The sequence below is a fragment of the Qipengyuania qiaonensis genome, assembly GCF_019711515.1.
GTDB lineage: Bacteria > Pseudomonadota > Alphaproteobacteria > Sphingomonadales > Sphingomonadaceae > Qipengyuania > Qipengyuania qiaonensis.
Genome location: NZ_JAIGNO010000002.1, coordinates 193,413 through 217,503, shown reverse-complemented (window position 1 = coordinate 217,503; position 24,091 = coordinate 193,413). Strand labels below are relative to the sequence as shown.

Genomic DNA, 24,091 nt, shown 5'->3' with positions numbered 1-24,091 from the left:
CTTCAGCCGGACCATGATCGCGCCCAGTTTTCGGCTTCGAGCAAATCGAGAAGTCTCTCGATCGTCGAACCGTCGGTCACCTCGTCTACCGCCATCGCCTGTTCCACGGCATAGCGATCGATAACCCTATGCTGGGCCAGCAGGCCTTCGAGAAGACGCTGCGTGATCGTGGCGCGGTTTCTCGCAAAGGCGAGGCGAACAAAACTGTCAGGCCCCGCCTTCGACACCCTTCGGGTCACGGGTGGCGGAAGCTCTTGGGAAAAAGCAAGTCGGGCAGGTGCCCTGTTTATTCCGCCGGCGGCCCAGATCCAGCTGGGTAGTCCAAGACAGCACTCGAGCATTGGCTGACTGTGGAGCGGTGAGAAACGATGCTGCCGACAAGTGAGGGGATGTATCTGGTTCTGGGCGTGCGCGATAAGGGACAGGTGAGCGTAGCCGCCCGAGCGCTGATCCAACACTGCATCGATCCAGCTACGCAGCGGTGCTGACCCTAAATCGACTTTCCCTTGTTGTAGGAAGCGTTCGTCTGCTGGCCACGGGTCTGCTGCTCCCCGACGCCAAAAACGACGAACCGTCGCCATCGCCAAGGTTGGGGCTGAGCAACCGGTAATACGGCACATGTCAAGCAAGGTGCGCCACACCCCAAAGCCTGGCCCATCGTGCTGCAACCGGTCGAACACAGGCGCTGCGCTATGGAGGAAGCAAAAGATATTGTCTCCGCCATTACCATCGAGAACGACTGATGCGCCAAGCTCATCCATGGCCTCGCGCAACAGATCATCAAACACGGTGACAAACGAGCGGCGCGCAGGACGCGCGAGTCCCTCTGAAGCCGTCCGGCGCGGATCATAGCGTGCTGGATCATAGACGCGGACGGTGCAGCGAACGGCAAATGCCCCCGCAACCGCTGCGGCAAAACTGCTCTCGTCGCCCGCGCGATCCTGTGTCGAGACGGTGATGCAATCAAAGGGCTGGAACGCCTGCGCAAGTGCCGCACAGATCAGCGAGGAATCCACGCCTCCGCTTGTCGCGACCGCGACCTTGCCGAGCACCTTGGCCCATCCCTCCATTGTTTCGACCGCCACCTTTCGGAGCCGTGCCGCTGCCTGTCCGATGTCGGGCTTTGGATCGTAGGAGATATAGTCAGAGGCGCGCCAGATTGGTGTAACCGTGCTGTCTGAATCCGAGGGCGCGAACAAAGTCCCCGGCTCCAGCTCTTCAATTCCTGCAAGACAGGTGGTGCGCTCGCTGAGTTCTGGTCGTCGCAAGTGCGAGACAAGCGTTTCAAAGCACACCGTAGCTTGACCCACACCCACTCGGAAAAGCAGGTCTGCATCACTTGCGAACAGAAAGGTGCCGTCCCTCTCTTTGATCATCACAGGCACGAGGCCCGATGGATCACAGAAGATGCGCCACTGCCGGTCCCGCTGACACCGCAGAATGGCGACATATCCGCCCCAGATCTGGTCTGCTAGGCATCGGGCCATGGCCTCAGCCGTAGAATGATGCGAAAGCATTTCTGCGAGTACGTGCGCCTCAAGAGGAGAGCTGCCGGAGAACGCATAGCCAAGTAGCAGGCCGTCGTCCCCCATCGGCGTCACTGGTGTCTTCGCTTCGCACCAGATCGCCGGGGCGGCGTCGGGCACTTTAGTAGGCGATCGAAAAATGCTGCAGGCCTCCGGCTCTGGTGCTGGCTTGCTTGACAACGCGATTAGGAATCGAAGCGGCATCATAGGACAAGGATCGGAGTGAACCGCAGGACCTCCTCGAGGCTGTCGTTCAGAACAATTTCCCGGTGTTGAACCCAGCAATGTGCTGCGAAGGGAAAGGCCTGCACTCCGATCACCACATTCGGACGGACCCCGAGCCTGACGAGCGAAGTCGCAAGAGCGAGCGATTGAGGAAGGCAACGGTCAGCAGTGGTGCGTATTAGGCGGGCTTGTTCGAACGATCGGATGCAACGTTGCGCCTCCGGGTCCAACGTTGCCGAACTCACCCCAATTTGATCGAACCGTTGCTTCACTTCGCCGAGTACGACGTTGAGTGTCCGCGCAGCGATGCGTCTTTCAAGACGCTTCTGCAGCCAGATGGCTCGAGCCACGCAGCTTAGGGTAAAGTTGCCATTGCCAATATGAGATGAGACGTCCCCTGGCAAAAGATAGTCGCCAGGGCGCGAGAACTGTGGCGGTTGTTGCCACGACGGTCCGCTGCGTGCATCAAGCGCGGCCAGTTCCGCGCGATTTTGCTCGGCCGGGAGCCGGAAATAGCGATCCTTCTCGATATCGAGGAAGAGCAGAATATCTGCGGTCCGGCACCATGCGATGCTCGGTTTGTCGATCGTGAGCATGTCGACGGGCCACGGGCATCGGGGTGCTGGCGCCGGCCAACACCCCGGACAACGATCAGTTGGTGAGAATGCCCGGCATGAAATCACGACGGGCAGTGCTGTTGTCGATACCCAGAACGCCTTGACCTTTGGTCTGGACCGAGACCTTGCCGAGTTCGATTGCGGGCTGCTTTACGGATTGAGGGGTCTTCATGATATTTCTCCTTTGCTTGCTTGTGCGACTCATAGAATCGCCAGCAAAGGATGAGCCCTTTTCGATTCGCCGGCCATTTTATAATCCTGATATAATTGGCCAATTGTGGAGGTATGACCGGGCGTTGGAAGCGTCTGCTGGGAAACGCACCGACACCTTTAGCAACCGCTTGGACATCCGTGCCAGCACCCGGTCAAGCTCACTATCCTCGCGCAGGAGGTAATGTGATGTGGCGCACGCGCGCCTTCGATCTTACAAATCTGGACTATTTAGTCCAGAAATATCGTGGTGTGGCGCTCGCGGGCGCGCTGGAAACCTAGGCTGGCTCGGCTCCAAATTCTGACGCGCCCGACACCAGTCGCTCCTCGACTTCTTCCGAGAAAGCGAATTGCGGCATGTTCCTGACCAGCCAGTTGAAAGCCTCATAGGCCGCCAGCGCCCGGCGCATCCCGGCGTTGTCGCGAAAATTGAGCGGAGGCTGGCTCCGCTCGATCGCGGGCTGCGTCACGCACAGGGCGGCGAAGAGGAGCAGGTCGAGTGTGCCTTCGACGTCTCGGCCTGCAAGAAGGGCCTGCGGTGTGCCGATCGCAGCATACAGCAGGTGAAACAGCGACGGGACGTCGACAAGCGCTGGTTTCAGTTTGAGAGCAGAAGCTGCCGGTTCCGGCAGTGCCAGCATCGCCAGCAGTTCGATCGGATCGCTCTCCACCGGCTCGATAAAGAACAGATCGGAGCGCAACGGTTCCGTCTGGAACATCCCGAAACCATAGGTGTCGAGCAGCCCAGCAAAGCTTCCTCCGGCGAGCAGGTAAGCCAACAGCAGGTCGGTTTTGTCTTTAAGCTCGTCATTCAATGCCGAAAATTGCGACCAGAGTGATCGCTCGAGCCAGCTGTCGAGACCAGGCTCGCGCCGCGCGAGCGCCGTGAACGGGCCCGCAAGGCCCGCGCGGACGATCACCCGGCCCAGTCGCGCGAGGCGATTGGCCTGACGTAGGCGTTGTGCGGGACTTCCTGCGGCCGCAACCGAACGGACCTGCTCCACCGCGAGCCGCAGACCTGCGAGTGCAAGGCGTTCCGAGAGAAGGAGCCCGGCATTTGCGTCATTCGCGTCATTTGCGGACCAGGCTACCTCGCGCGCCTCGCCGCGTGCGGTGCTGGCCACGCTCCGGTCGAACTCTTCGATCTCCATAAGAAGGCGGCGTACGGGATCTTCGACTCCGTCTAACCCCCGCTCGGGCGGCTTCGCCCAGCCGCCACCTTCAGGCTCGAATGGCGGCATTGCTTCGGGCGCACCTGGCGCGCCGGGCGGTGCTCCTCCTGGTCCGGCGGGTGGTCCGTCGCCGCCCGAACCGCGATAGTAGCCGCGCCGCACGAAGTCGACAGCCGCTGCAAGACTGGGGAAGGCGACTTCGCGCCCCTCCCCGTCAAGCAGCCCAAGTCCGAAGTAGCTGCGTGCCGCGCTGTAGGCGATGGCCCGGCTGGCGACGTATTCCGGCGCGAAATCGGGCGGTCCGACGAACCAGGTTCCGCCCTCGAGCGCGGTCGCCTGTGCAAGATCTGCCCGGCGATAGGTCACGAAGCCGCGCCCGGCGCGCGCGTCATAGGCATCGAAATGCCAGGCCTCGCTCATGATTTGAGTCGCCCGCTGTGCGACACCACCCTGACCGGGACGCCCGCCGCTTCGAAGGCGGCGACCGCATCGCGCCGTCGCCGTCGCCAGAGCAGCGAAGCCGCCGACGGGGTCGGGCCGTGCCGCATGCGCTCGGCCGCGTCCGCTTCTGCGGCGGCCGAAGCGGCAGTGATGCGCACCTCCTGCAGGTCGGAAGCATCAAAACTTCCAAGCCTCAGGACCTCGAGGTAATCCTCGTCGTCGAGGATCGCGTCGGACACCTGTCCGGTCGTGAATCGCCGCTCGCTGCGCCGTGCCGCGAAGACCTTGAGCGTTGCCATGGAGGTCAGATCCTCGCGCCATACGCCCCAGAAGCGCGCCGCCTCGGATCGTAGCGCCGTATCCGTGCCGGTCCTGGTCGAGAGAGGCAAACGGACCAGATCGTAGGAATTGCCGTTGAGGATCCGGACGTCGGCAGCGGTGGCCTGTGGCTTGAGCACAAGGCACAGATCGCCATAGAATCGCACCCCGGTGCCGTTGACCTCAAGCGCGAGGAAATAGATGTCCTGCTGGGTATATCCCGCAGGCAACGGCAGCGCTGCATCCACCCGCTGTCTGGTCGCGCTCACCGTTGCAGGCGCCGGAAGATCGTAAGCGTTGAGATAGGCCTTGGGGCCGGTGGGATTGCAGAACGCCGGCGCATGGTCGCTCGCCATATTGGCAACCGCGCGCGCCCCGCCTTCGGGCGAGACCGCGCGACTGTCCGGGCCCATCCCGGCGACAACCCTTGCGACCATGTCGCTGTTCGCCGCGGCCATACCCCCCGGCGTTTCAGGATCGGCGGCGATGCGCGCCTCGCGCGCCGCCCTGAGCGCGGCCCAGTCGGTGGGCGGTTTCATGAAGGCTTGGCCCCGGGTACCACCGCCGCTTTGTTGGCTGGCGCTGCGGCGGTCGGCGGATCGGCCAGCTTCACATTGGCGCGATTGACGATCACGAAGCTCGCCAGCGCGATCACGCCGCCGATGAAGCCCGCGAATTGCAAGCCATGCGCGAGCCGGCGCCAGAAAGTCACTGTCTTGCGGTAGGCGTCGCCGCCCGCCTCGTCCGCGGCGAAATCGCGGTACGAGATGTAGAACTTTTCCCAGCCATAAAGATTGAACAGCCCGCCGAGCAGCGAACCGGCGAGCGCGGCCCAGCTCAGCCCCAGAAGCCAGTCATGCGTAATCGCGGTAAGCGCGGGTGGAAAGGAGATGGTGAAGGCGAGCAGCCCCGCCGCGAGCGCGAGCAGCGTCTTGTTGAGCTCGAGCCGGTAGCGATTGGCAAAATCGACATCGGTGTGAATCACTTCGATCGGTGGAACCGCCAATACCCCCTCCTTGGACTTGTAGACCGTTTGTCTTCATCTCAACTTATGCGTGCGATGGCAAAGCCGGTAAATACTGACGGGCAAAGAATTATTGAGGAAATGGCTTGCGAAGGCGGATCGTAGCTAAGGCTCATTCAGAAAGTCAGAGGCGCTAGTGGCCGAGGAGCATCCTCAGCCGTGCCAGATCCTCCCGCGAGCGGCATTGCGCGACATTGAAGCGCATATAGCCGCGCGCGCCCTGGGACGTGCTGAACACGTTGCCCGGTGCGAGCACAACTTTCTGCTCGAGCGCCTGCCGCGCGATCGCCGTCGCATCCCGGTCGTCGGGCAGCTCCCCCCACAGAAACATCCCCGAAACCGGCTGATGGAACAGCCGCACGCGAGCTTCGCAAAGCTCGCTTCCAAGCCGCATCCGCGCTTCGGCGAGCCGTTGTCGCAAAGTGCCGAGATGGCGGCGATAGGCAGGGTCCTGCAGGACGTGGAGGACCAGATCGGCCGAGAGGCGGCCGCTGCCGTAGCTGGTCGCGATAGTCAGGTCGATGAGCGGATCGACCCAGTCGCGGCGCACCGCGACATACCCGCAGCGGACCGCTGCCGAAAGCGTCTTCGACAGACTGCCGATCTGGATGACCCGCTCGAGCCCGTCGAGCGCCGCGAGGCGGGGTGAGGGCCGGTCCTCGAAATCGGCGAAGACGTCGTCCTCCACGATCGTCAGTTCGTGTTGCTCGGCAAGCTTGAGGATCCGGTGCGCCCGCGCCAGCGACAACGTCGCTCCGGTCGGATTCTGCGGACCGGCGGTGGTGATGTAAACCTTGGGCTGATGCTGCCGAAGCGCAGCTTCAAGCGCAGCGATGTCGGGACCCTCGCTGGTCATGGGAAGACCGATTACCTCGACCCGGTGCGCCCGCAGCAGCGCGAGAAAATTGAAGAAGCATGGATCATCGACCAGGACCCGGTCGCCGGGCGAAAGCAGCAGGCGCAGGACCAGGTCCATCGCCTGCGTCGCGCTTGCAGTCACTAGGACCTGGTCCGCTTCGCAGCCCACACCACTGGCCGAGAGGCGCCGAGCAAGCTGCAGGCGCAGGTCGCGCGGACCGGTCGGCTGACCATATTCCACCAGCCGTTCATCGCCGGTGCGTGCAAGGCGCCGCAGCGCTCTGCGGATCTCGCCATCCGGCAGCCATTCTGCCGGAAGCCACCCGCATCCGGGCCGAAAGGCGTCCCCTGGGGTCTCGAGCGCCTGGCGCGAGACCCACAGCGGATCCACCGCGCGATCGACCCGCGGCTCGACCTCTGACACCCGCAGCGGCGTGTTCGTGGAGGAGACGAAGAACCCGGCTCCGCGCCGGGGCGTGATCACGCCCTCGCTGGCGAGCCGGTCATAGGCGAGCACAACCGTCGACTTCGAAACACCGAAGCGCGCGGCCGCCTGCCGGATCGAAGGGAGGCGGGCACCTTCTGCGAGGCTGCGCGACGCGATCAGGCGATCGACCTCCTGCATGATCTGCTCGACCAGAGTGGCCGGATTGGAAGCGGGACGAGCCAAGTTTACTGATCTCCAGAGCAGTACAGTTTCTTCATATTGTATTGCATTGTATCTGTCCGCCGCAAGCCTTCGTCGGCAAAAGCCGGACCATGAAGAAGCCAAGCAGAGTACTGTCAGGATGGTTCAGTGGCCTGACCGGGGTTGTGATCTTCAGCGGATCGCTTCCTGCGACCCGTATCGCGGTCCTCGAGATTGATCCGCTGTTCCTGTCCTTCGCGCGCGCCAGCATCGCTGGCCTCCTCGCCGTATTGGTCCTGCTGGCGACCCGGTCGAAGCGCCCGGCACGCGAGGAGTTGCTGCCGCTCGCGATCGTGAGCTTCGGTGTGGTGGTCGGGTTTCCGATGCTTTCTGCGCTTGCTCTCTCCCGCATGCCCGCCTCGCCTTCGATCCTCTTTACCGCTTTGCTCCCGCTTTCGACCGCGCTGTTCGCGGCGGTTCGGAGCGGCGAGCGCGCCGGATGGCCGTTCTGGGCGAGCGCCGCGCTCGGTGCGGCGCTCGTCGCCGGTTTCGCATGGGCGCCCGGCTCGCTCGCCGATCCGCTTGGCAATGCGCTGATGATCGCGGCGGTGATCCTCTGCGGTCTCGGCTATGCCGAAGGGGCGCGGTTGACGCGGTCGTTGGGCGGCTTGCAGGTGATCTGCTGGGCGCTCTTGATGGCGCAGCCGTTCATGGTGCCTGCCATGCTGGTGGCGGCCCAGCCCGACTGGTCGCTGCTCAGCACCGGGGCGCTCGTCGGGCTCGGCTATGTCTCGCTGTTCTCGATGCTGATCGGCTTCATCTTCTGGTATCGCGGCCTTGCGCTCGGCGGGATTGCCGCGGTCGCTCAGTTGCAGCTGCTCCAGCCACTCCTTGCTCTCATTATCGCGGCCGTTCTGCTGCGTGAGACGGTTAGCCCGATCCTCTTTCTTGTCATGTTCGGCGTGATCGGCTGCGTTGCTGCCGCCCGCCGCTTCCAACCGGGGAGTTCGTAATGCCCAGCTATCCATTCCAGATCGTCGACGTTTTCGGGCGTCGCCCGTTTTCAGGCAACCCGGTCGCCGTCCTGGCGCTCGAGAAAGAAATCCCGGTCGAGGATATGCTCGCCATAACGCGCTGGCTCAATTTCTCCGAGACCACCTTCCTGCTGCCGCCCGACGATCCCGCCGCCGACTATCGCGTACGGATCTTCTGCCCGGCGCGCGAACTCCCTTTCGCCGGCCACCCGACGCTCGGCAGCTGCCACGCCTGGCTCGAAGCCGGAGGCAGTCCGCGCGACCCCGGGCTGATCGTGCAGCAGTGCGGTGCAGGGCTCGTCACGATCCGCAATTCCGGGGGCGCGCTTGCCTTTGCGGCGCCGCCCGTCATCAGGGGCGGCGAAGTCGAGGAGCGCGATCTCGTTGAGATCGCCAGCATCCTGCGGATCGACCGCAGTGCCATCACCGATGCACGCTCGGTCGACAACGGGCCGGGCTGGGTTGCTGTAAGGCTGCGCGATGCATCGGCGGTGCTCGCGCTCGAACCGGTCCGTTGGCACGAACGCGAAGTCAGCCTGGGTGCCGTCGGCATGTATCCCCCAGGCGGCTCCGAAGGCGTTTCCTACGAGATTCGCGCCTTTTTCAGCGACCCGTTCGGCGGGATTGTCGAGGATCCCGTGTGCGGCAGCCTCAACGCGTCGGTCGCGCAATGGCTCATCGGCAAGGGCGCCTGCACGCCGCCATATCGCGCCGCGCAGGGCCGGAAAGTAGGCCGGGACGGGCTTATCTCCATCGACGAGGACCGACATGGCCGGGTGTGGGTCGAAGGGAGGACGCACACCCTGTTCGAGGGGCGCACGCGGATACCCGGCTAGCGCGGTGCCGGGCCGTCCTTAGCGCGAAAACGGCGGGTCGCAGTTCTGCCGGGCGCCGCAGCCCTGGCGACGCGCTCAGATTGCTGCAGCGGTGATATGATCGATAAAGGCGCGTAGCTTGGGGAGCACCTGCCTGCGTCCCGGGTGATAGAGAAAGACCCCAGGTGTCTGCATCGCATACTCGCTGAGCACCACTTGCAGCTTGCCGGTCGCCAGGTCCGCCTCGGCCATCGGCGCAGGGAGCTGCGCCAGCCCCAGCCCGCCGCGCGCCGCGACAAGCAGCGTTGGAAAATCGTTGGCGATAAGCGGTCCGTTGACCGCGACTTCGATCGGCTTGCCGTCATCGACAAGCCGCCAGCCCGCAACCGCTCCGGAAGACTGCCGAATGCGCAGGCAGGCATGCGATTGCAGATCCGCCGGCGAATGCGGCGTACCGGCAGCGCCGAGATAGTCCGGAGTTGCGACGATAATGAACGGAAATGGCGGCGAAAGCCGGATCGCTGTCATGTCGGCATCGATAAACTGCCCCATGCGGATCCCGGCGTCGAAGCCGCCTTCGGCGAGATCGACCAGTTCCTCGCTCGCCGCAATCTCCAGCTCGACATCCGGATAGGCGCGGCAAAATGACAGGATCACCGGCTCGACGATCAACGGCATCACGCCGCGCGGCGCGGCGATGCGCAGCAGGCCAGAGGGCTTCAGTCCGAGGCCCTGCGCGGCCTCGGACGCCGCGACCAGATCCGCAAAGGCGGGCGCCGCTCCGTCGAAGAAGCGCTGCCCTGCTTCAGTCAGCCCGACGCTGCGGGTCGTGCGGATGAAGAGGGCGACGCCGATCCGTTCCTCGAGCGTGCGCACTGCCTGGCTGATGGCGGACGGTGTCACGCCAAGCGCGTCGGCGCCCTGGCGGAAGCTCCGGTGCCGCGCGACGGCGAGAAAAGCCTCTACCCCGTCGAGCGCTCCATGGCGGACTGTGAAGCGCTGCTTCATAAGGTGACGTGATTATCACGAATAGTCGCATCCCGGCAATGCGCTTATTCAGAGCGGGACAAAGGAGTTGCACAATGCAAAAACCTCTTATTCTGGTGACCGGCGCTGCCGGTCAGACAGGTTCCGCCACGACCCGACAGCTGCTCGCCGCAGGCTATCCGGTCCGCGCGCTCGTCCGGCGCCGGGACGCCCGGAGCGCGGCGCTTGAGGCGCTCGGCGCGCAGATCGCCATTGCCGACATGGGCGATCCGGAGGCGATGGCGGCAGCGCTGAAAGGCGTGCGCCGCGCTTATTTTCTTCCCGGCTACGATCCCGCCCTGCTGCACCAGGCGGCCGTGTTCGCCACCGCAGCGCGAGACGAGGGCCTCGAACAGATCGTCCAGATGACGCAGTGGCTCGCAAGCCCGATGCATCCGGCGCTCATGACCCGCCAGCACTGGCTCGCCGACCGTCTGATGACGATGGTGCCGGGCGCGGCGCATACGCTCATCGAGCCGGGATTCTTCGCCGACCTGCCCTATCTCGCGACCCTACCCTATGCCGCGCGCCTTGGGATGTGGCCCTGGCCGTTCGGCGACAGCCGCAACGCACCGCCGTCGGTCGAGGACATTTCGGCGGTCGTGGTGGCTGCGCTGCAGGATCCGGCGCGCCACGATGCAAAGCGTTATCGTCCGACCGGGCCCGAGCTCCTTGACGGTCCGCAGATGGCCGCGATCCTCAGCCGCGTGCTCGACCGCCGCGTAAGACTTGCCCACCTTCCGTTCCCGCTGTTCCTCCGCGCGGCCAGGCTCGACGGCCTGCCGCTCCCGATGCTGGCAATGGTCCGGCATTATCGTGACGATGCGATCGAGGGCGCGTTCGCCCTGCGTGCACCGACCGACGATGTGCGCGAAGTGACCGGGCGTGCGCCCGAGACCTTCGAAAGCGTTGCGCGCCGCCATGCGGCCGGCATCAGCCGCGGGCTCGGTCCGACGCTCCGGCAGTTCGCGAAGTTCATGCTGGTGCCGATGGTGCCACCGCCGCCGGTCGCAAGCTATCTGAAGGGCCTGCGGATGCCAGCCCCGGCAGCGCCTGCAAGCCCCGTCAACTCGCCAATCTGGCGCAGCGAGCATCGGGTCGATGGTCCGGCAACGTCCGAGACCGCGCCGCTCAAAGCGGTCGGATGAAAAGGAGAATTGAAGCGTGGCTGACATGGAAGAAAAGGTAAGGGCGCATTACAACGCCGAGGGCCTGATCGATCGGATCAAGGGGGCGCTTGCCGCGACGGGGTCCGGGGATGCGAAGGTGACGCCCGACCAGCTTGCAGGCTTCGACCAGTTTCACACCCGCGGTCTGCCGGCGACGCTCGCACTGGCAGAGGCAACGCGGCTCGTCACCGGCGAGCTTGTGCTCGATCTCGGCTGTGGGCTTGGCGGACCGGCGCGTGTGCTCGCCGACCGGTTTGGAGTGAGCGTCGTCGGCATCGACCTCAGCGCACCTTTTATCGAAGCCGGCGACTATCTGACCGGGCGATGCGGACTCGAGGACGTCGTATCGCTCGCCGTCGGCGACGCGACCAACCCACAGGTGGCGGACGCATCGTTCGATGCCGTCTTCCTGCAGCATGTGGCGATGAACATCGCCGATCGCGCAGGCCTTTATGCCGCGATCCACCGGGTGCTCAAGCCGGGCGGCCGTTTCGCAAGCTACGACGTCGTGCGCGGTGAGGGCGATCTCCATTTCCCGGTGCCCTGGTCTCGCGAGCCGGAGACGAGCCATCTGCTGAACCCTGCCGAAACGGTCGCCGCGATTGCCGCAGCAGGGTTCGAAATCGACCTCGACCGCGACGATACGGGGACGGTCATGGAGTGGTTCGCACAGGTGACCGCCGCAGGCGGGCCACCGCCAGGACCCAGTCTCGCACTGGTGATCGGGGCAGATTTTCCGCTTGTGACCGGCAACCTTGCCCGCAACTTGCGCGAAGGACGCGCGGGGATCCGAACGATCGTTGCGCGCAAGAGCTGAACCGCTGAACGAGAGGCAAAGGCGGGATAGCAAACACCGCGACCACAAACTTCGTTCGCAATATCAATGGAAGCCATAGAAAGCCCGCGAGAGGGGTGACGAAGGCACTCGCCCGGCGTAGGCTCCGTCTTTCTCGCGGTCCGGCCGCCAGCTCCTAGGCGGCGAATACGGGGCTTGTATCACCAAACACCCGGACATTTATGACTAGGCCTTCCTCGTTCCTGTCGGTAAAGGCCACCGCGCGAACGGTGACCCGCCTCCCATCGTGCCGCCCATAGTGGTTGTCGGCTTCCAGAACATAGCTCTCGTCGGTGCCATAAATGTTCTTCAGATCATGCTCGATCGAGGCGAATGACTGCCAGTAGCCCGCAAGCATAGCGAGGACCGCCGCTTTTCCTTGGACCGGATCCTCATTGCCGAATTGCATCGAAACCTCCTCGGCAAGAAATTCGCCATAGGCTTCGACGTCGCGCGCATCGAGCGCGGCGAGATAGGCCCGATAGGTTTCGTAGGCTTCGGGCGAAAGCTGATTGATCCGCAGGTTCGAGGTAATCATCGATCGTCTCCTGACATTCCCATTGATCACTCCAGGCAACTAATCGGCGCCAGCGAGTTCTGTCTGGCTCGCACCAGCACCGCCGAGCGCCCGGACCAGCGCAATCGAGGCCAGCGCCTCATCGGCTTCGGCAACTAGCCGGGCATCGCGTGCGTCCTGCAGCCGGCGGTCCACGTCGAGGACATCGACCAGAGCGACCGCGCCCCGCGCTTCGCCCAGACGGACCGCGTCGAGTGTCGCCTCGAGCCGGCGCTCCGCTTCGCGCAAGCCCGCCGCTCGGGCTGCCGCGCCGTCGCGGGCTGCGCCCGCGGCCTCGACATCGGCGATCGCAGACAGAACGGTGCGCTGATACGCAGCAGTCGCTTCGTCCACTTCCGCGCGCGCGGCGTCGACCGCGGCGCGCGAGCGGCCCCCGTCGGACGCGGTGTAGCTGACCCCGCCGGAGCCCTGGGCGGTAAAGGCGGCCGCGCCGAACAGCGGGTTGATGGCCCCGGCGATCGTCCCGATCAGCCCGCCGAGATTGAACCTCGGCAAGCGGTCGCGCTGCGCCGCCGCGACACCGGCATCGCGCGCGACCAGCGTGGCGTAGGCGGCGAGAATGTCGGGTCGGCGACCAAGGAGTTCGGCCGGCGTCGCGGAGAGATCGATCACACGCGCCGCCGGGAGTCCGGTCGGCGCAGCAAGATCGCGCCGCGACGTCCCGATTTCCCGGGCGAGCAGCACGTCGATCCGCGCATACTGTTCCTCGATCGCTGTTTGCAGCGCCGGGACCACAGCTCGGGCGGTCTCGAGTTCGGCCAGAAGGCGGTCCCTCTCGACCGGAGCCGACACGCCGCGCTCGACCCTGAGCGCGGAGAGCCGCGCCAGCTCGCCGAGCGCGGCAGCCCTTGCCTCGGCGACGCCCCGGCGCTGCTGCAGCAAGCGCAGCGTGATGTAGCGCTCGGCGATCTCGGTGGTGACAGCGAGCCGGGCGGCCTCCAGACCGGCGGCGCTGGCGAGCGCGTCGGCGCGTGCCTCGCGGCTGCGCGCACCGAGCCGCCCGAACAGATCGAGCTCCCAGGTCGCGCCGATGGTTGCCGCATAGCGATCCTGGTTGCGCTCGAACCCGGGAAGCTGCGCTGCCGGACCCAGTTGCGGATCTTCCCTGCTGAGGCGCGCATAGCCGGCCTCGGCATCGACGCCGATGGCCGGGAGCCTCGTGCCATCGGCTGCGCGGATACCGGCCCGCGCGCGATCGAGCCGCGCGGCTGCCTCGGCGATCGTAAAGTTGCCGCGCATCGCGGTCTCGATGAGCGCATCGAGCACCGGGTCATTGAAATCGCGCCACCATGCCGCGCCGCTCGCCGGGGCATCGCCGCTGACGAGATTGTCGAACGCGCCGGCCATTGGCACCTCGGGCGGCTGCGAAAGCTCGCGCTCCTGCGCGGCAAGCCCGTTCGGAATAGCGGCCAGCAGCAGGCCGAGCATCATGGCGGGACGTGACGGCATGGCAAACCCCTTTCAGATTACGATATGACGAATTCGTCACTTGCTGACAAGCGGTGTTTTGCCTACTATCGGGCGATGGCTCATACCCAGCTCCTGCCCGGGCAGCGCGGACCTGCCGACCATGCGATGCACGAGCGTGTGGTGGAGGCCGCGCATGCGATGTTCAGCGCCCGGGGATTTGCCCGGACCAGCGTTGCGGAGATCGCCGCCGATCTCGATGTGGCCCCGACCTATCTCTACAAGTTCTTTCAGTCGAAGGCCGCGATCGGGGAGGCCGTCTGCAGCAACATCCTCGGCGGAATCGACGAGGCGCTGTGGCAGGTGGCGCGCTCGCAGGCCGATCCGGACCGCAAGGTGATGCAGCTCTTCCGTACGATGCTCAAGGAGAGCGTCGGGATGTTCTTCGCCGAGCGCAAGCTGCACGATCTCGTGGCGCAGTCGCTCGAACAGAACTGGTCCTCGATCGCTCGTCACCAGCAACAGATCCGCGCCGTGGTCGCACATATCGTCGATGAAGGCGTCGAAAAGCGCGCATTCGATCCTGAGCTCGACCGTGACGAAGCCGTCGAAGCGCTGTTCTGGGCGCTCTATCCGTTCGCTCATCCGCGCGTTCTCGAACAGTCGATCGACCAGGACCTCGAGGCCCGGGCCCGGATCATCGGCCGCTTCTGCGTCCGTGCACTCCGGGGTAACACGGCAAAGCTGGTTACGGATTGACGATATCGTAACTTGAGCGTAGGTCTGCAGTCTCTCTGGTGGAGACCGCCATGCGCGCACTTGTCCTGCTTCCTCTGCTGCTTGCGCTATATGCCTGCGCCGATGCCAATGAGGCACAGTCTCCCGCGCCAATGGTGCGCGTCTTTACCGTCGGCTCGGATGGCGGTTCTTCCGCGATCGGGTCCGACACGCTCACCGGAACGGTCGCCGCGCGCATCGAATCCACGCTCTCCTTCCGCGAAGGCGGGCGGATGCTCGAGCGCCGGGTCGACAACGGCGCAAGCGTGCGGGCAGGCCAGCTGCTGGCAAGGATCGATCCGGGTGATCTTGCCGCGGCCTCGGATGCGGCGCGCGCGCAGGCGGTTGCAGCCGCGCGCGCGGTCGACGCGGCCGAGGCGAGCGCCGAGCGCACCGCCGCCGATGTCCGGCGGCTCGACGGACTCGTCGAAGCCGGGGCCATTTCGCGCAGCGATTACGACGCTGCGGTCGAGGCCGAGCGCGCGGCGGCCGCCCGCCTCGCCTCGGCACGGGCGGATGCGGCAGCGGCGGGCGCCAACGCCCGGCTGTCCGGCAACCGGCGCGGCTATGCCGAGCTGCGCGCCGATGGCAATGGGGTGGTGACGGCGATCCTCGCCGAGCCGGGGCAGGTCGTTGCCCCCGGAACGCCGGTCCTGCGCCTCGCCCGAAGCGGGCCGCGCGAGGTGGTGGTCGACGTCCCCGAGCAGCAGCGCGGCGCACTGCCGCGCAGCGCCACGGGCCGCCTCTATGGTGGCGGGACGTTCCAGCTGGAACTGCGCGAACTCGCGGCTGCCGCCGATCCCGCGACGCGGACCTACCGGGCGCGCTACCGGATTGTGGGCGCTTCGCCGCCGCTCGGCGCGACGGTCACGCTGACCCTGTCGCGCCCGGACAGCGACGCTGCCGTGAGCGTCCCGATTGCGGCCGTGACCGAACGCGGCGGCGGTCCCGGCGTCTGGATCATCGGGCGCAATGCAGCGGTGGCCTGGAAGCCGGTCACGGTCCGCGCGATGGATGGCGAGCACGCCGCAGTCGCAGGATTGCCGCGCGGCAGCCGGATCGTCGCGCTCGGCGCGCATCTCCTCCAGCCGGGCCAGACCGTGCGGGTCGCTGCGCGGCGCCCCGCGGCAGCGCGCTAGATGGAGGATCGCTTCAACCTTTCCGCGCTCGGGGTGCGCGAGCGGGCGCTGACGCTGTTCCTGATCATCGCGATCGTCGCGGCGGGAAGCTTCGCCTTCTTCAAGCTCGGGCGCGCCGAGGACCCGAGCTTCACGGTCAAGGCGATGGCGGTGACCGTCGCATGGCCGGGCGCAAGCGCACAGGAGATGCAGGAGCTGGTCGCCGACCCGCTGGAAAAGCGCATGCAGGAGCTGCGCTGGTTCGACCACGTCGAGGCGACCGCGCGTCCTGGCTTCGTGACCCTGCAGCTCGAACTGCGCGACATCACCCCGCCATCTGCCGTTCCCGAGCAGTGGTACCAGACCCGCAAGAAGCTGTCCGACGAGGCGGCCAATCTGCCGCAGGGCACCATCGGGCCGTTCTTCAACGACGAGTTCTCTGACGTCTATTTCGCGCTCTTCGCTGTGGCCGGGCGCGGTCTCTCCAATCGCGAGCTGGTCCAGGAGGCCGAGAGCATCCGCAGCCGTCTGCTCGGCCTCGAAGGCGTGCAGAAGGTCGTCCTGATCGGCGAGCAGCCGCAGCGCATCTTCGTCGATATCGCGCCCGCGCGCCTCGCAACGCTGGGTGTTCCGGTCGAGAGCGTGATCGCGAGCCTCGCGCGACAGAACGAGGTGGTGCCTGCAGGTGCTTTCCAGACCGACGGGCCTGCCATCATCGTGCGCGCAAGCGGCGCCCCCGACGAGATCGCCGCCATCCGCGCCGTGCCCGTCGCCGCGAACGGACGGACGCTGACCATCGGCGACATCGCCGAGGTGCGCTACGGCAATGCCGACCCGCCCGACTATGCCGTGCGCCATGACGGGCGGCCCGCAGTCCTCCTTGGCGTCGTCATGCAACCGCGCTTCAACGGCCTCACGCTCGGCGAGACGCTCGACCGCGAGACCGCCGCGATCGAGGCCGGGCTGCCGCTCGGCCTCGAGGTGACCCAGATCGCCGACCAGGCCCGCAACATCGATGCCGCCTATGGCGAGTTCATGATTAAGTTCGCCGTGGCGCTCGCCGTGATTATGGCGATCGGCCTCGTGACGCTCGGGTGGCGCGTCGGGATCGTCGTCGCCTGCGCGGTGCCGCTGACGCTCGCCTTCGTCTTCGTGATCATGCTGATGACCGGGCGCGACTTCGACCGCATCACACTGGGCGCGCTCATCCTCTCGCTCGGACTGCTCGTCGACGATGCCATCATCGCGATCGAGATGATGGTGGTGAAGATGTCAGAAGGCATGGACCGTATCCGCGCGGCGACCTTTGCCTGGCACGCGACCGCGGCACCGATGCTTTCGGGAACGCTGGTCACCATCGCGGGTTTCCTGCCGGTCGGTTTCGCCCAGTCGAGTGCGGGCGAATATGCCGGCAACATCTTCTGGATCGTCGCCTTCGCGCTGCTCGCGAGCTGGCTCGTCGCGGTCTATTTCACGCCCTATCTCGGCGTGAAGCTGCTTCCCGAGATCGAGCCCGTCGAAGGCGGCCACGACGCGCTCTACGCGACCCCGCGCTACGAGCGCCTGCGTCAGTGGGTGGGCCGCAGCGTCGCGCGCGCGCCCTTCGTGGCGGCGGTGACGATCGGCGCTATGGTCGTCGCAGCGGTGCTCCTGGCCGTCGTCATCCCCAAGCAGTTCTTCCCGAGTTCGGACCGCACCGAAGTGCTCGTCGATGTATCGCTCCCCAAGGGGACCAGCTTCGATGTCACGAGCGAGACCGTGCGCGCGATCGAGGGCGAGATCCGCGAGCAGCCCGGGGTCGACCAGCTCGACAGCTTTACCGGCGCGGGCGCGCCGCGTTTCTTCCTCGCGCTCAATCCCGAGCCTTCCGACCCGAGCTTTGCCAAGATCGTCGTGCAGACCGCCGATGTCGAGGCGCGCGATGCCCTGCGCGCGCATCTCGAGCGCCGGATCGCCGACGGTGCGTTCCCCGCCGCTCGGGTGCGGGTCTCGCAGCTGATCTTCGGTCCGCCCGTTCCCTATCCGGTGGTGTTCCGCGTGAGCGGGCCCGATATTGCCACCACCCGCGACTATGCCGAACAGGTCCGCGCAATCGTTGCAGCGGACCCGCAGACGCGCGACGTCCATCTCGACTGGGGCGACCGTGCTCCCGTCCTGCGCCTCGAATATGACCAGGCGCGGCTGCGGCTCATCGGTCTCACCCCCGCCGATGTCAGCCGCCAGGTCGCAGGGCTCGTTTCGGGCATTCCGGTGACGCAGGTGCGGCGCGGCAACCGGATCAGCGGCGTCGTCATCCGCGCCGACACCGAGGCCCGAAGCGATCCCTCGCAGCTCGCCTTGCTGACCATCCGCACCGCGACGGGCGAGGCGGTGACGGTCGGCCAGCTCGCGACGATCACCACTGCCTACGAGGAGCCGCTGATCAGGACGCGTGACCGGCAGCCGACCTTCGCGGTGCGCGCCGATATCCAGCCCGGACTGCAACCGCCCGACGTCTCGGCGGCGATCCTGCCGCAGCTCGAAGAGCTCAAGACCTCGCTTCCGGCAGGCTACGCGATCGCCACGGGCGGCGGAATCGAGCAGAGCGCAAAGGCGAACGCGGCGCTCGCACCAATCTTCCCGATCATGATCCTCGTCATGCTGGTCATCATCATGGTCCAGGTCCGCTCGTTCAAGCTGATGGCGCTGACCTTCATCACCGCGCCGCTTGGGCTTATCGGCGCCGTCATCGCGCTGGTCGTTACCGGCGCCCCGTTCGGGTTCAACGCCATACTCGGGCTGATCGGTCTGGCCGGCATCCTGATGCGCAACACGCTCATTCTCGTGGACCAGATCGGCATCGAGAAGGCGCGCGGGCTCGACGAACGCGCGGCGGTGATCGAGGCCACCGTCCGACGCTCGCGGCCCGTGCTGCTGACCGCACTCGCCGCGGTGCTTGCGTTCCTGCCGCTGACCCTCTCGACCTTCTGGGGACCGCTCGCGATGGTGCTGATCGGCGGCACCGTTGTCGGCACGGTGCTGACCCTCATCGTCCTGCCGGCGCTCTACGCCCTGTTCTTCGGCCTCGCCAGCGAGCCGCTTCTCAAACGCCCGATCGGCCTGTTCCGGCGTCAATCCCCCGCCAGCTGAAAGGACCTGCCATGAGCTTCTTCCAACGATTGCGTTCCGCCTATCAGAATCTCGAACGCTTTGCCGAAGCAATGGAGTATGACCCGATCGATCATCTCAACCGCCGGATCGATCATCTCGAACAGCGCCTCAACGCGATGACCTCGCAAGGCGAGGCCGAAACCCTCGACGGGACGGTGCGCTGAGCGCCGACGAGCGCCTCGGGACAAACGCCGGCACCATGTCCGGGCAAATGCGTCGGCTCGCCGCTCTTGAAGGTCGCTGGACGCTGCGCCTGCTGGCCTGCCTGGCGCGCGGGCCTTGCCAATTCTCAGTGTTGCGCAGCGATCTCGGTGCGATCAGCGCCAAGACGCTGACGCTGCGGCTGCGCGAGCTCGAAGCGCTCGGGATCGTCCATTATGAGCGGCGACAATACCGGCTGGACGGCGATGCCCGATCCCTCGAACAAATCCTCGCCGCTCTTTCTGACTGGGCCGGGCGTGCGATTTCGGATCGATCGGGTCCGGACGATCCGTACACACAAGATCTCAGCGCAAACCGCCCGGCGCGCGGAAGATCCGCCCGTAGCCGCAAAGCGATCCTCGCGGCCGCGCGGCTCGAACTTGCGGATCGCGGGCCCCGCGCGCTGTCAATCGAAGCGGTCGCTGCCCGCGCCCGCATCGCCAAAGGAACCCTCTATCGCCACTTCCGATCGGCCGAAGAGCTCTATCGGGTACTGCTGAACGAGCAGACTGACGATGAAGAGGAAGCGGGGTGTCGTTCCTGAGAACTATTCGGGTGCGCCTTGCCGTGCCTTCCGGAACTCCCGGTCGCTCGCCATGAACCGCTCGAGCATGGGCCCGACCAGCTCCGCAGGCTCGGGCGCGCCCTCACCTGACCCGCCATTGAGGATCGCCGCATAGCTCGCAAGATCGCGGTGGAGGCGCGCCGGGATCTCGATCGTGAGCTTGACCGGCTTCTCGTCGGTAATGTCGGAAAGGCTGAGCCGGGTCATCGTGCGGATTCCAGCACGAGGTCGCGGGTGACCAGCACCCGTACGGGCGTACCCGGCCTGATCGTGAGCGTCGGACGCACATCGAGTTCACGCGAGACCACTTGTTCACCGGCGCGGTTGATGCTGTCCTGCCCGCCGCGCCGCAGCGCGCGTACAAGATCGTCGTCCGAGCCTGAACCCAGTTCGCCGCCGATCCCGAGCAGCGTGGAGACCAGCGCCGCGCGCAGGACGCCGCCCCAGTGATAGTCGACCCCGTCCTCGAGACCGGCATAGCCCGACGGGTCGGATGCGGGCTGGCGTTCGAGCACAATCGAACGCCCATCGGGCAGGATCAGCCTGTTCCAGGCGAGCAGCACGCGGCGCTGCCCGAAGCCGACATCGGACGCGTAATCGCCGATCAGCCGCGCCCCCTGCGGGATCAGCAGCCTTCGACCGGTGCGGCTGTCATAGACGTTCTGCGTCACCTGCGCGGTGACAAGGCCGGGTTGGTCCGAGCGGATTCCGGTGATGAGCGCCGCGGGAATAACCGAACCGGAGAGCAGCATCATGTCCGAAGCCGCTCCGGCGAGCCGTTCGCCCGACGCCGTGCGCCGGTCAACCGGCCGATCCAGAAAACCCGTCGGTCCGGTGGCCGGCTCGCTCACCACCGCCTGCAGCAACGGCGCCGAGGGCGGGTCAGGCTCCGCCGCAGGAGGCGAAGCGATCCCGCCTCCACCCACAAAGAGCCGGCTCGCGCGCGCTGCCTCGCGCTCCTGTTCGAGTCGCTCGCGCGCCAGTTCGGCGGGGTCGGGCGGCTGTGCCTCCGCCGGAGGAGGCGAACTGCCGACCGGCGGCAATGCTGCCACCGCGCCCCGGTCCTGCGCATCGAGGATCGGCTGGCCGAGGTCACCCGGAAGTGGCGGGCCGAGGCGGGGCACTTCGGAATAGTCCGCAGGCGCCGAGGCCAGGCCTTCGGCGACCGCGATGCTGCCGGTATTGGCGAGCTCTTCGCCGGTATCGGCAGCGGGCGGTCTCAGCGCGAAGATCAGCGCGCCGCCGACGAGTGCCAGCCCGGCGGCGCTTGCGATGCCGATTGCCCTTCGCGAAAGGCGCACCACCCGCGGCGCCTCGCCGCGCAGCCGCACGATGCTCTCGGCATCGGCCGGTTCATCAGGAGGCGCCTCGCCGCCCGAAGCGGTGGGACCGGACGGCGCGGTCACGACCCCCTCCAGGCGCGGTTGGTGATCCCGACGCGCTGCTGGCGGCGTCCCGCTCCAAGCCGCAGTTCGCCGCGCTCGAACAGCCGGTCGACGATGAGATAGCGGCCCGAGAGGCGGTAGTTGACGAGCTCGGCCGCGCCGTCCTCGCCCAGCACGAAGAAGGGCGGCAGCTCGCCCTGCGCGATCTCGGGCGCGAACTCGATCAGCGTGCGCTGCCCGTCGTCGAACACCCGGACCGGGCGCCAGCGCGGCCGGTCGCCAGAGAGCCGGTAATCGAAATTGAGCTGCTCCAGCGCCAGGCCCTCGGCCACCGGTGCCGCGCGCGCGGCGGTCGCTTCGGCGGTCCGCAGCGCGATCAGCTCGTCTTGCGGATAGGTCCAGCTGACCGACGCCATCCAGGTGTCCGGCGTCGCGCGCAATTCGAGATGGTAGGTCCGCCGGTCCGTGTTGATCACGAGATTGGTGCCGATGCCGGGCCGGGTTGGTTTGACCAGGATGTGCACCCGCCTAGTCGCGCCCGTCCCGCTCAGCGTATCGCCGATCATCCAGCGCACCGTGTCGCCCGCAGCGACCGGTCCAGGCCCGACCAGCTGCTCACCCTCCTGGAGCGCGATATCGGTAACCTGTCCCGGCGCGGTGTAGACCTGGTAGAGCGCGCCTTCGCTATAGGCGTAGCGCTGGATCGCATTCTCGAATCCGGCATCCTCGGGCTCGACCCGTGCCGCATCGTTCGCCGCTCCCACGTGCGCCTCGGGGCCAGGCGCAGGGGAGCGGCGCGCGGCAGTGGGGGAGGCCTGCCGCGATGGGGGAGCAGGCTGCAGCCGTGCCTGCAGCGCGAGCATCGGAAGATCGGACGCGAACACGCCGAACGCGGCGGATGCTGCACGCGCCTGCGGAACCGGCGTGGCGAAGACGGGCGGCGCGGCGAGCAGCGCTGTGGTCGCGAAGAGCGTGAGAGCTCCGCAGCGGGAAGAAAGTGTCGGGCGTGTCATCAGCCAAGCTCCTTTGACCAGTTGATCGATGTGACGAAGATGCCGAGCGGATTGCGGGTGAGCGCATCGGGCGTGCGGGGCGGCTGCACCGCCACGCCGAGAATGGCGGTCCAGCGCGAGGTCTCGGCAAGCGCGCCGTCGCGATAGCGGCGCTCGGTCCAGGCGACGCGGAAGCTCTGCGGCGAGGCGCGGATGACGCTCGTCACATCGACCGCGACCTGCTCGCTGCCGATCGCCGCGAACGGATCGTTGGTCCGCGCATAGTCGTTGAGCGCGAGCGCACCGCGGTCGCTCACGAAGTCGTAGGCCTTGAGCCAGTTCGCACGCACCACGACTGGATCGGCCGGCAGCGCGCGGACATGCTCGATGAAGCGGGCGAGATGAAATGCGATCTGCGGATCGCCCGGCGTGAAGCCCGCCTCTGCCGGCGCGACGCTGCGCGCCTCGCCGAGCTTGTCGACTTCGACCACCCAGGGGACGATCGTCCCGCGCGCATTCTGCCAAACGAGCGCGCCGGTCAGCACCGCCGAGAGACCCAGCGCACCGAAACAGGCGTAGCGCCAGCTCCGCGCCTGGACCCGCGCCGAGCCGATGCGCTCGTCCCAGACCTGTGCGGCGCGCTGATAGGGGGTCTCGGGTTGCGGGGTTTTGCCGTAGCGGATCGAGGGGCGTCTGAACATCGATGTCTAGTCCTTTTCTCGTGTGTCGATCGACGCGCCGGCGCCGTGCCCGTCGCCGCTGCGCACGGTGTGCGCGGCGAGCGAGGCGGAGTGGCCGAGGCTCTGGCGCTGCTTCATGGAGCGGGCCCAGCCGGGCATGCCCGGCCGGTCAGCGGCTGCGGCGGCGGGCGCGCCAGGCGCCGGAATGATCCGCCCGCCCATATTGCCGACCGCGCCGCGCGCGCCTTCGCGAAAGTTCGCCCGGGCGGCCCCGGATGCCTTGCGCAGGGGGGACATCGCTACGCCGCCGGCTGCACGACCAACACCGGCCATGCCGCCAGCGACGGCAGCACCGCCGCTTTTCCCGGCAGAGCCGGTGGCGTAGGCCATCGTAGCGCCGCCTGCCGCGCGCGCCGCGCCGCCAGCAACGGACGACGCGGCAGCCGCTGCTGCGCCCCCGGCGAGCCTCGCGCCGGCAACACCGCCGACCGCGGCGCCGCCGGCGAGGAGCGCGGTGCCGGCGGCAGCGCCAGCGCCGAGCTGCGGCCCCCCGGCGACGATGCCGTTGGCGATGCCGGGGCCGAAGATGCCGAGTCCGAGCAGCGTCAGGCTGGCGAGCACAATCGCAAGCGCGTCCTCGATCGTCGGTTCGCCCGGGATGGCGCTGGTGAACTCGGCGAACAGCGTCGAGCCGATGCCGATGATGACCGCGAGGACCAGCACCTTCACACCGGAGGACACGACATTGCCGAGCACGCGCTCGGCGAGGAAGGCGGTCTTGCCGAACAGGCCGAACGGAATGAGGACGAACCCTGCGAGCGTCGTGAGCTTGAATTCGATCAGCGTGACGAAGAGCTGGATCGAGAGAATGAAGAAGGCGATCACCACCACTGCCCAGGCGAGAAGCAGGATTACGATCTGCAGGAAATTCTCGAAGAAGCCGACATAGCCGAGCAGGTCCTGCATCGCCTCGAGCAGCGGCCAGGCGGCGTCGATGCCGACCTGCGCGACGCGCCCGGGCTGGAGCAGGTCGGCCGCGCCCAGCCCCGACCCGCTCGCCTTGAGGCCAAGCCCGGCGAAGCTCTCGAACACGATATTCGCAAGCGCGCTCCAGTTGCCGATGATCCAGGCGAAGATACCGACGAAGAGCGTCTTCTTGACGAGCCGCGCGATGATGTCGTCGTTCGCGCCCCAGCTCCAGAACAGCGCCGCGAGCGTCACGTCGATCACGATCAGCGTCGTCGCGATGAACGCGACCTCGCCCGAGAGCAGGCCGAAGCCGCTGTCGATATATTGCGAGAAGATCGCGAGGAAGCGATCGACGACGCCGGTGCCGCCCAT

Annotated in this window: 24 protein-coding genes; 9 read left to right on the top strand and 15 right to left on the bottom strand. The window is 66.6% G+C overall.

The features are described from left to right. Positions 1-2: 2 nt before the first annotated feature. From K3174_RS03990 to K3174_RS03960, 7 genes are all read right to left on the bottom strand, one after another. Positions 3-1,733 (bottom strand): asparagine synthase-related protein, encoded by a 1,731-nt coding sequence (locus tag K3174_RS03990; protein WP_221555781.1) that lies wholly within the window; start codon positions 1,731-1,733, stop codon positions 3-5. Further along, positions 1,730-2,347, bottom strand: a complete 618-nt coding sequence (locus K3174_RS03985; protein ID WP_221555779.1) for a lasso peptide biosynthesis B2 protein — start codon at positions 2,345-2,347, stop codon at positions 1,730-1,732. Before K3174_RS03985 ends, K3174_RS03990 begins: the two co-directional genes overlap by 4 nt. A gap of 55 nt (positions 2,348-2,402) precedes the next feature. Then, on the bottom strand, positions 2,403-2,540 hold the full coding sequence (locus K3174_RS03980) for a hypothetical protein (RefSeq protein WP_221555777.1): 138 nt from the start codon (positions 2,538-2,540) through the stop codon (positions 2,403-2,405). Positions 2,541-2,856: 316 nt separating this feature from the next. Further along, positions 2,857-4,170, bottom strand: a complete 1,314-nt coding sequence (locus K3174_RS03975; RefSeq protein WP_221555775.1) for a hypothetical protein — start codon at positions 4,168-4,170, stop codon at positions 2,857-2,859. Further along, on the bottom strand, positions 4,167-5,048 hold the full coding sequence (locus tag K3174_RS03970) for a hypothetical protein (protein ID WP_221555773.1): 882 nt from the start codon (positions 5,046-5,048) through the stop codon (positions 4,167-4,169). The genes K3174_RS03975 and K3174_RS03970 overlap by 4 nt, the downstream gene beginning before the upstream one ends. Beyond that, entirely contained in the window at positions 5,045-5,515 is a 471-nt protein-coding gene (locus K3174_RS03965; RefSeq protein WP_221555771.1) for a hypothetical protein, read from the bottom strand. Before K3174_RS03965 ends, K3174_RS03970 begins: the two co-directional genes overlap by 4 nt. A 151-nt stretch (positions 5,516-5,666) precedes the next feature. Next, complete coding sequence (locus K3174_RS03960; protein ID WP_247711870.1) at positions 5,667-7,061, bottom strand: aminotransferase-like domain-containing protein; 1,395 nt, start codon at positions 7,059-7,061, stop codon at positions 5,667-5,669. Positions 7,062-7,150: 89 nt separating this feature from the next. On the opposite strand from K3174_RS03960, the gene K3174_RS03955 reads away from it, so the two are divergent. Together K3174_RS03955 and K3174_RS03950 are read left to right on the top strand one after the other, a co-directional pair. Further along, the gene (locus K3174_RS03955) at positions 7,151-8,032 is read left to right on the top strand and encodes a DMT family transporter (protein ID WP_221555769.1); all 882 of its coding nucleotides are present in this window, start codon (positions 7,151-7,153) and stop codon (positions 8,030-8,032) included. Next, entirely contained in the window at positions 8,032-8,889 is an 858-nt protein-coding gene (locus K3174_RS03950; protein ID WP_221555767.1) for a PhzF family phenazine biosynthesis protein, read from the top strand. Before K3174_RS03955 ends, K3174_RS03950 begins: the two co-directional genes overlap by 1 nt. A 75-nt stretch (positions 8,890-8,964) precedes the next feature. Here the strand turns inward: K3174_RS03950 and K3174_RS03945 are convergent, their stop codons facing one another. Beyond that, positions 8,965-9,876 carry a LysR family transcriptional regulator gene (locus K3174_RS03945; RefSeq protein WP_221555765.1) on the bottom strand — a complete coding sequence of 304 codons (912 nt, stop codon included), beginning with the start codon at positions 9,874-9,876 and terminating at the stop codon, positions 8,965-8,967. Between the two features lie 74 nt (positions 9,877-9,950). On the opposite strand from K3174_RS03945, the gene K3174_RS03940 reads away from it, so the two are divergent. Together K3174_RS03940 and K3174_RS03935 are read left to right on the top strand one after the other, a co-directional pair. Then, on the top strand, positions 9,951-11,042 hold the full coding sequence (locus K3174_RS03940) for an NmrA family NAD(P)-binding protein (protein ID WP_221555763.1): 1,092 nt from the start codon (positions 9,951-9,953) through the stop codon (positions 11,040-11,042). 25 nt (positions 11,043-11,067) lie between these two features. After that, the gene (locus K3174_RS03935) at positions 11,068-11,880 is read left to right on the top strand and encodes a class I SAM-dependent methyltransferase (protein ID WP_247711913.1); all 813 of its coding nucleotides are present in this window, start codon (positions 11,068-11,070) and stop codon (positions 11,878-11,880) included. A 154-nt stretch (positions 11,881-12,034) separates the two neighbouring features. On the opposite strand, the gene K3174_RS03930 is transcribed toward K3174_RS03935, so the two are convergent. After that, positions 12,035-12,436, bottom strand: a complete 402-nt coding sequence (locus K3174_RS03930; RefSeq protein ID WP_221555760.1) for a nuclear transport factor 2 family protein — start codon at positions 12,434-12,436, stop codon at positions 12,035-12,037. A 39-nt stretch (positions 12,437-12,475) separates the two neighbouring features. Beyond that, on the bottom strand, positions 12,476-13,924 hold the full coding sequence (locus K3174_RS03925; RefSeq protein ID WP_221555758.1) for an efflux transporter outer membrane subunit: 1,449 nt from the start codon (positions 13,922-13,924) through the stop codon (positions 12,476-12,478). A gap of 75 nt (positions 13,925-13,999) precedes the next feature. Here K3174_RS03925 and K3174_RS03920 point away from each other — a divergent pair, with 75 nt between their 5' ends. Genes K3174_RS03920 through K3174_RS03900 form a run of 5 tightly spaced genes read left to right on the top strand, consistent with a single transcriptional unit; the run spans position 14,000 to position 19,672 of the window. Continuing rightward, on the top strand, positions 14,000-14,641 hold the full coding sequence (locus K3174_RS03920) for a TetR/AcrR family transcriptional regulator (RefSeq protein WP_221555756.1): 642 nt from the start codon (positions 14,000-14,002) through the stop codon (positions 14,639-14,641). Between the two features lie 50 nt (positions 14,642-14,691). Continuing rightward, a complete protein-coding gene (locus K3174_RS03915; protein WP_221555754.1) occupies positions 14,692-15,798 on the top strand; it encodes an efflux RND transporter periplasmic adaptor subunit in 1,107 nt (368 codons plus the stop codon). Beyond that, the gene (locus tag K3174_RS03910) at positions 15,799-18,906 is read left to right on the top strand and encodes an efflux RND transporter permease subunit (RefSeq protein WP_221555751.1); all 3,108 of its coding nucleotides are present in this window, start codon (positions 15,799-15,801) and stop codon (positions 18,904-18,906) included. A gap of 11 nt (positions 18,907-18,917) precedes the next feature. Further along, positions 18,918-19,091, top strand: a complete 174-nt coding sequence (locus tag K3174_RS03905; protein ID WP_221555749.1) for a hypothetical protein — start codon at positions 18,918-18,920, stop codon at positions 19,089-19,091. Between the two features lie 35 nt (positions 19,092-19,126). Then, positions 19,127-19,672, top strand: coding sequence for a TetR family transcriptional regulator (locus K3174_RS03900; protein WP_221555747.1), 546 nt, complete (start codon positions 19,127-19,129; stop codon positions 19,670-19,672). Between the two features lie 3 nt (positions 19,673-19,675). Here K3174_RS03900 and K3174_RS03895 read toward each other — a convergent pair whose 3' ends face one another. Genes K3174_RS03895 through trbL form a run of 5 tightly spaced genes read right to left on the bottom strand, consistent with a single transcriptional unit; the run spans position 19,676 to position 24,091 of the window. Then, entirely contained in the window at positions 19,676-19,900 is a 225-nt protein-coding gene (locus K3174_RS03895; protein WP_221555745.1) for a DUF2274 domain-containing protein, read from the bottom strand. After that, positions 19,897-21,099 (bottom strand): TraB/TrbI/VirB10 family type IV secretion system protein, encoded by a 1,203-nt coding sequence (locus K3174_RS03890; RefSeq protein ID WP_221555743.1) that lies wholly within the window; start codon positions 21,097-21,099, stop codon positions 19,897-19,899. The genes K3174_RS03895 and K3174_RS03890 overlap by 4 nt, the downstream gene beginning before the upstream one ends. Beyond that, a complete protein-coding gene (trbG, locus tag K3174_RS03885) occupies positions 21,096-22,091 on the bottom strand; it encodes a P-type conjugative transfer protein TrbG (protein ID WP_221555741.1) in 996 nt (331 codons plus the stop codon). Before trbG ends, K3174_RS03890 begins: the two co-directional genes overlap by 4 nt. Further along, positions 22,091-22,771 (bottom strand): conjugal transfer protein TrbF, encoded by a 681-nt coding sequence (gene trbF, locus K3174_RS03880; protein ID WP_221555739.1) that lies wholly within the window; start codon positions 22,769-22,771, stop codon positions 22,091-22,093. Before trbF ends, trbG begins: the two co-directional genes overlap by 1 nt. Positions 22,772-22,777: 6 nt before the next feature. Next, a complete protein-coding gene (gene trbL / locus K3174_RS03875; RefSeq protein WP_221555737.1) occupies positions 22,778-24,091 on the bottom strand; it encodes a P-type conjugative transfer protein TrbL in 1,314 nt (437 codons plus the stop codon).

What these genes read in the sequence shown, in the direction of transcription:
- K3174_RS03990 (WP_221555781.1), bottom strand. Translation starts at nt 1,733, where the DNA reads ATGATGCCGCTTCGATTCCTAATCGCGTTGTCAAGCAAGCCAGCACCA.
- K3174_RS03985 (WP_221555779.1), bottom strand. Translation starts at nt 2,347, where the DNA reads ATGCTCACGATCGACAAACCGAGCATCGCATGGTGCCGGACCGCAGAT.
- K3174_RS03980 (WP_221555777.1), bottom strand. Translation starts at nt 2,540, where the DNA reads ATGAAGACCCCTCAATCCGTAAAGCAGCCCGCAATCGAACTCGGCAAG.
- K3174_RS03975 (WP_221555775.1), bottom strand. Translation starts at nt 4,170, where the DNA reads ATGAGCGAGGCCTGGCATTTCGATGCCTATGACGCGCGCGCCGGGCGC.
- K3174_RS03970 (WP_221555773.1), bottom strand. Translation starts at nt 5,048, where the DNA reads ATGAAACCGCCCACCGACTGGGCCGCGCTCAGGGCGGCGCGCGAGGCG.
- K3174_RS03955 (WP_221555769.1), top strand. Translation starts at nt 7,151, where the DNA reads ATGAAGAAGCCAAGCAGAGTACTGTCAGGATGGTTCAGTGGCCTGACC.
- K3174_RS03950 (WP_221555767.1), top strand. Translation starts at nt 8,032, where the DNA reads ATGCCCAGCTATCCATTCCAGATCGTCGACGTTTTCGGGCGTCGCCCG.
- K3174_RS03945 (WP_221555765.1), bottom strand. Translation starts at nt 9,876, where the DNA reads ATGAAGCAGCGCTTCACAGTCCGCCATGGAGCGCTCGACGGGGTAGAG.
- K3174_RS03940 (WP_221555763.1), top strand. Translation starts at nt 9,951, where the DNA reads ATGCAAAAACCTCTTATTCTGGTGACCGGCGCTGCCGGTCAGACAGGT.
- K3174_RS03935 (WP_247711913.1), top strand. Translation starts at nt 11,068, where the DNA reads ATGGAAGAAAAGGTAAGGGCGCATTACAACGCCGAGGGCCTGATCGAT.
- K3174_RS03930 (WP_221555760.1), bottom strand. Translation starts at nt 12,436, where the DNA reads ATGATTACCTCGAACCTGCGGATCAATCAGCTTTCGCCCGAAGCCTAC.
- K3174_RS03925 (WP_221555758.1), bottom strand. Translation starts at nt 13,924, where the DNA reads ATGCCGTCACGTCCCGCCATGATGCTCGGCCTGCTGCTGGCCGCTATT.
- K3174_RS03920 (WP_221555756.1), top strand. Translation starts at nt 14,000, where the DNA reads ATGGCTCATACCCAGCTCCTGCCCGGGCAGCGCGGACCTGCCGACCAT.
- K3174_RS03915 (WP_221555754.1), top strand. Translation starts at nt 14,692, where the DNA reads ATGCGCGCACTTGTCCTGCTTCCTCTGCTGCTTGCGCTATATGCCTGC.
- K3174_RS03910 (WP_221555751.1), top strand. Translation starts at nt 15,799, where the DNA reads ATGGAGGATCGCTTCAACCTTTCCGCGCTCGGGGTGCGCGAGCGGGCG.
- K3174_RS03905 (WP_221555749.1), top strand. Translation starts at nt 18,918, where the DNA reads ATGAGCTTCTTCCAACGATTGCGTTCCGCCTATCAGAATCTCGAACGC.
- K3174_RS03900 (WP_221555747.1), top strand. Translation starts at nt 19,127, where the DNA reads ATGTCCGGGCAAATGCGTCGGCTCGCCGCTCTTGAAGGTCGCTGGACG.
- K3174_RS03895 (WP_221555745.1), bottom strand. Translation starts at nt 19,900, where the DNA reads ATGACCCGGCTCAGCCTTTCCGACATTACCGACGAGAAGCCGGTCAAG.
- trbG (WP_221555741.1), bottom strand. Translation starts at nt 22,091, where the DNA reads ATGACACGCCCGACACTTTCTTCCCGCTGCGGAGCTCTCACGCTCTTC.
- trbF (WP_221555739.1), bottom strand. Translation starts at nt 22,771, where the DNA reads ATGTTCAGACGCCCCTCGATCCGCTACGGCAAAACCCCGCAACCCGAG.
- trbL (WP_221555737.1), bottom strand. Translation starts at nt 24,091, where the DNA reads ATGGGCGGCACCGGCGTCGTCGATCGCTTCCTCGCGATCTTCTCGCAA.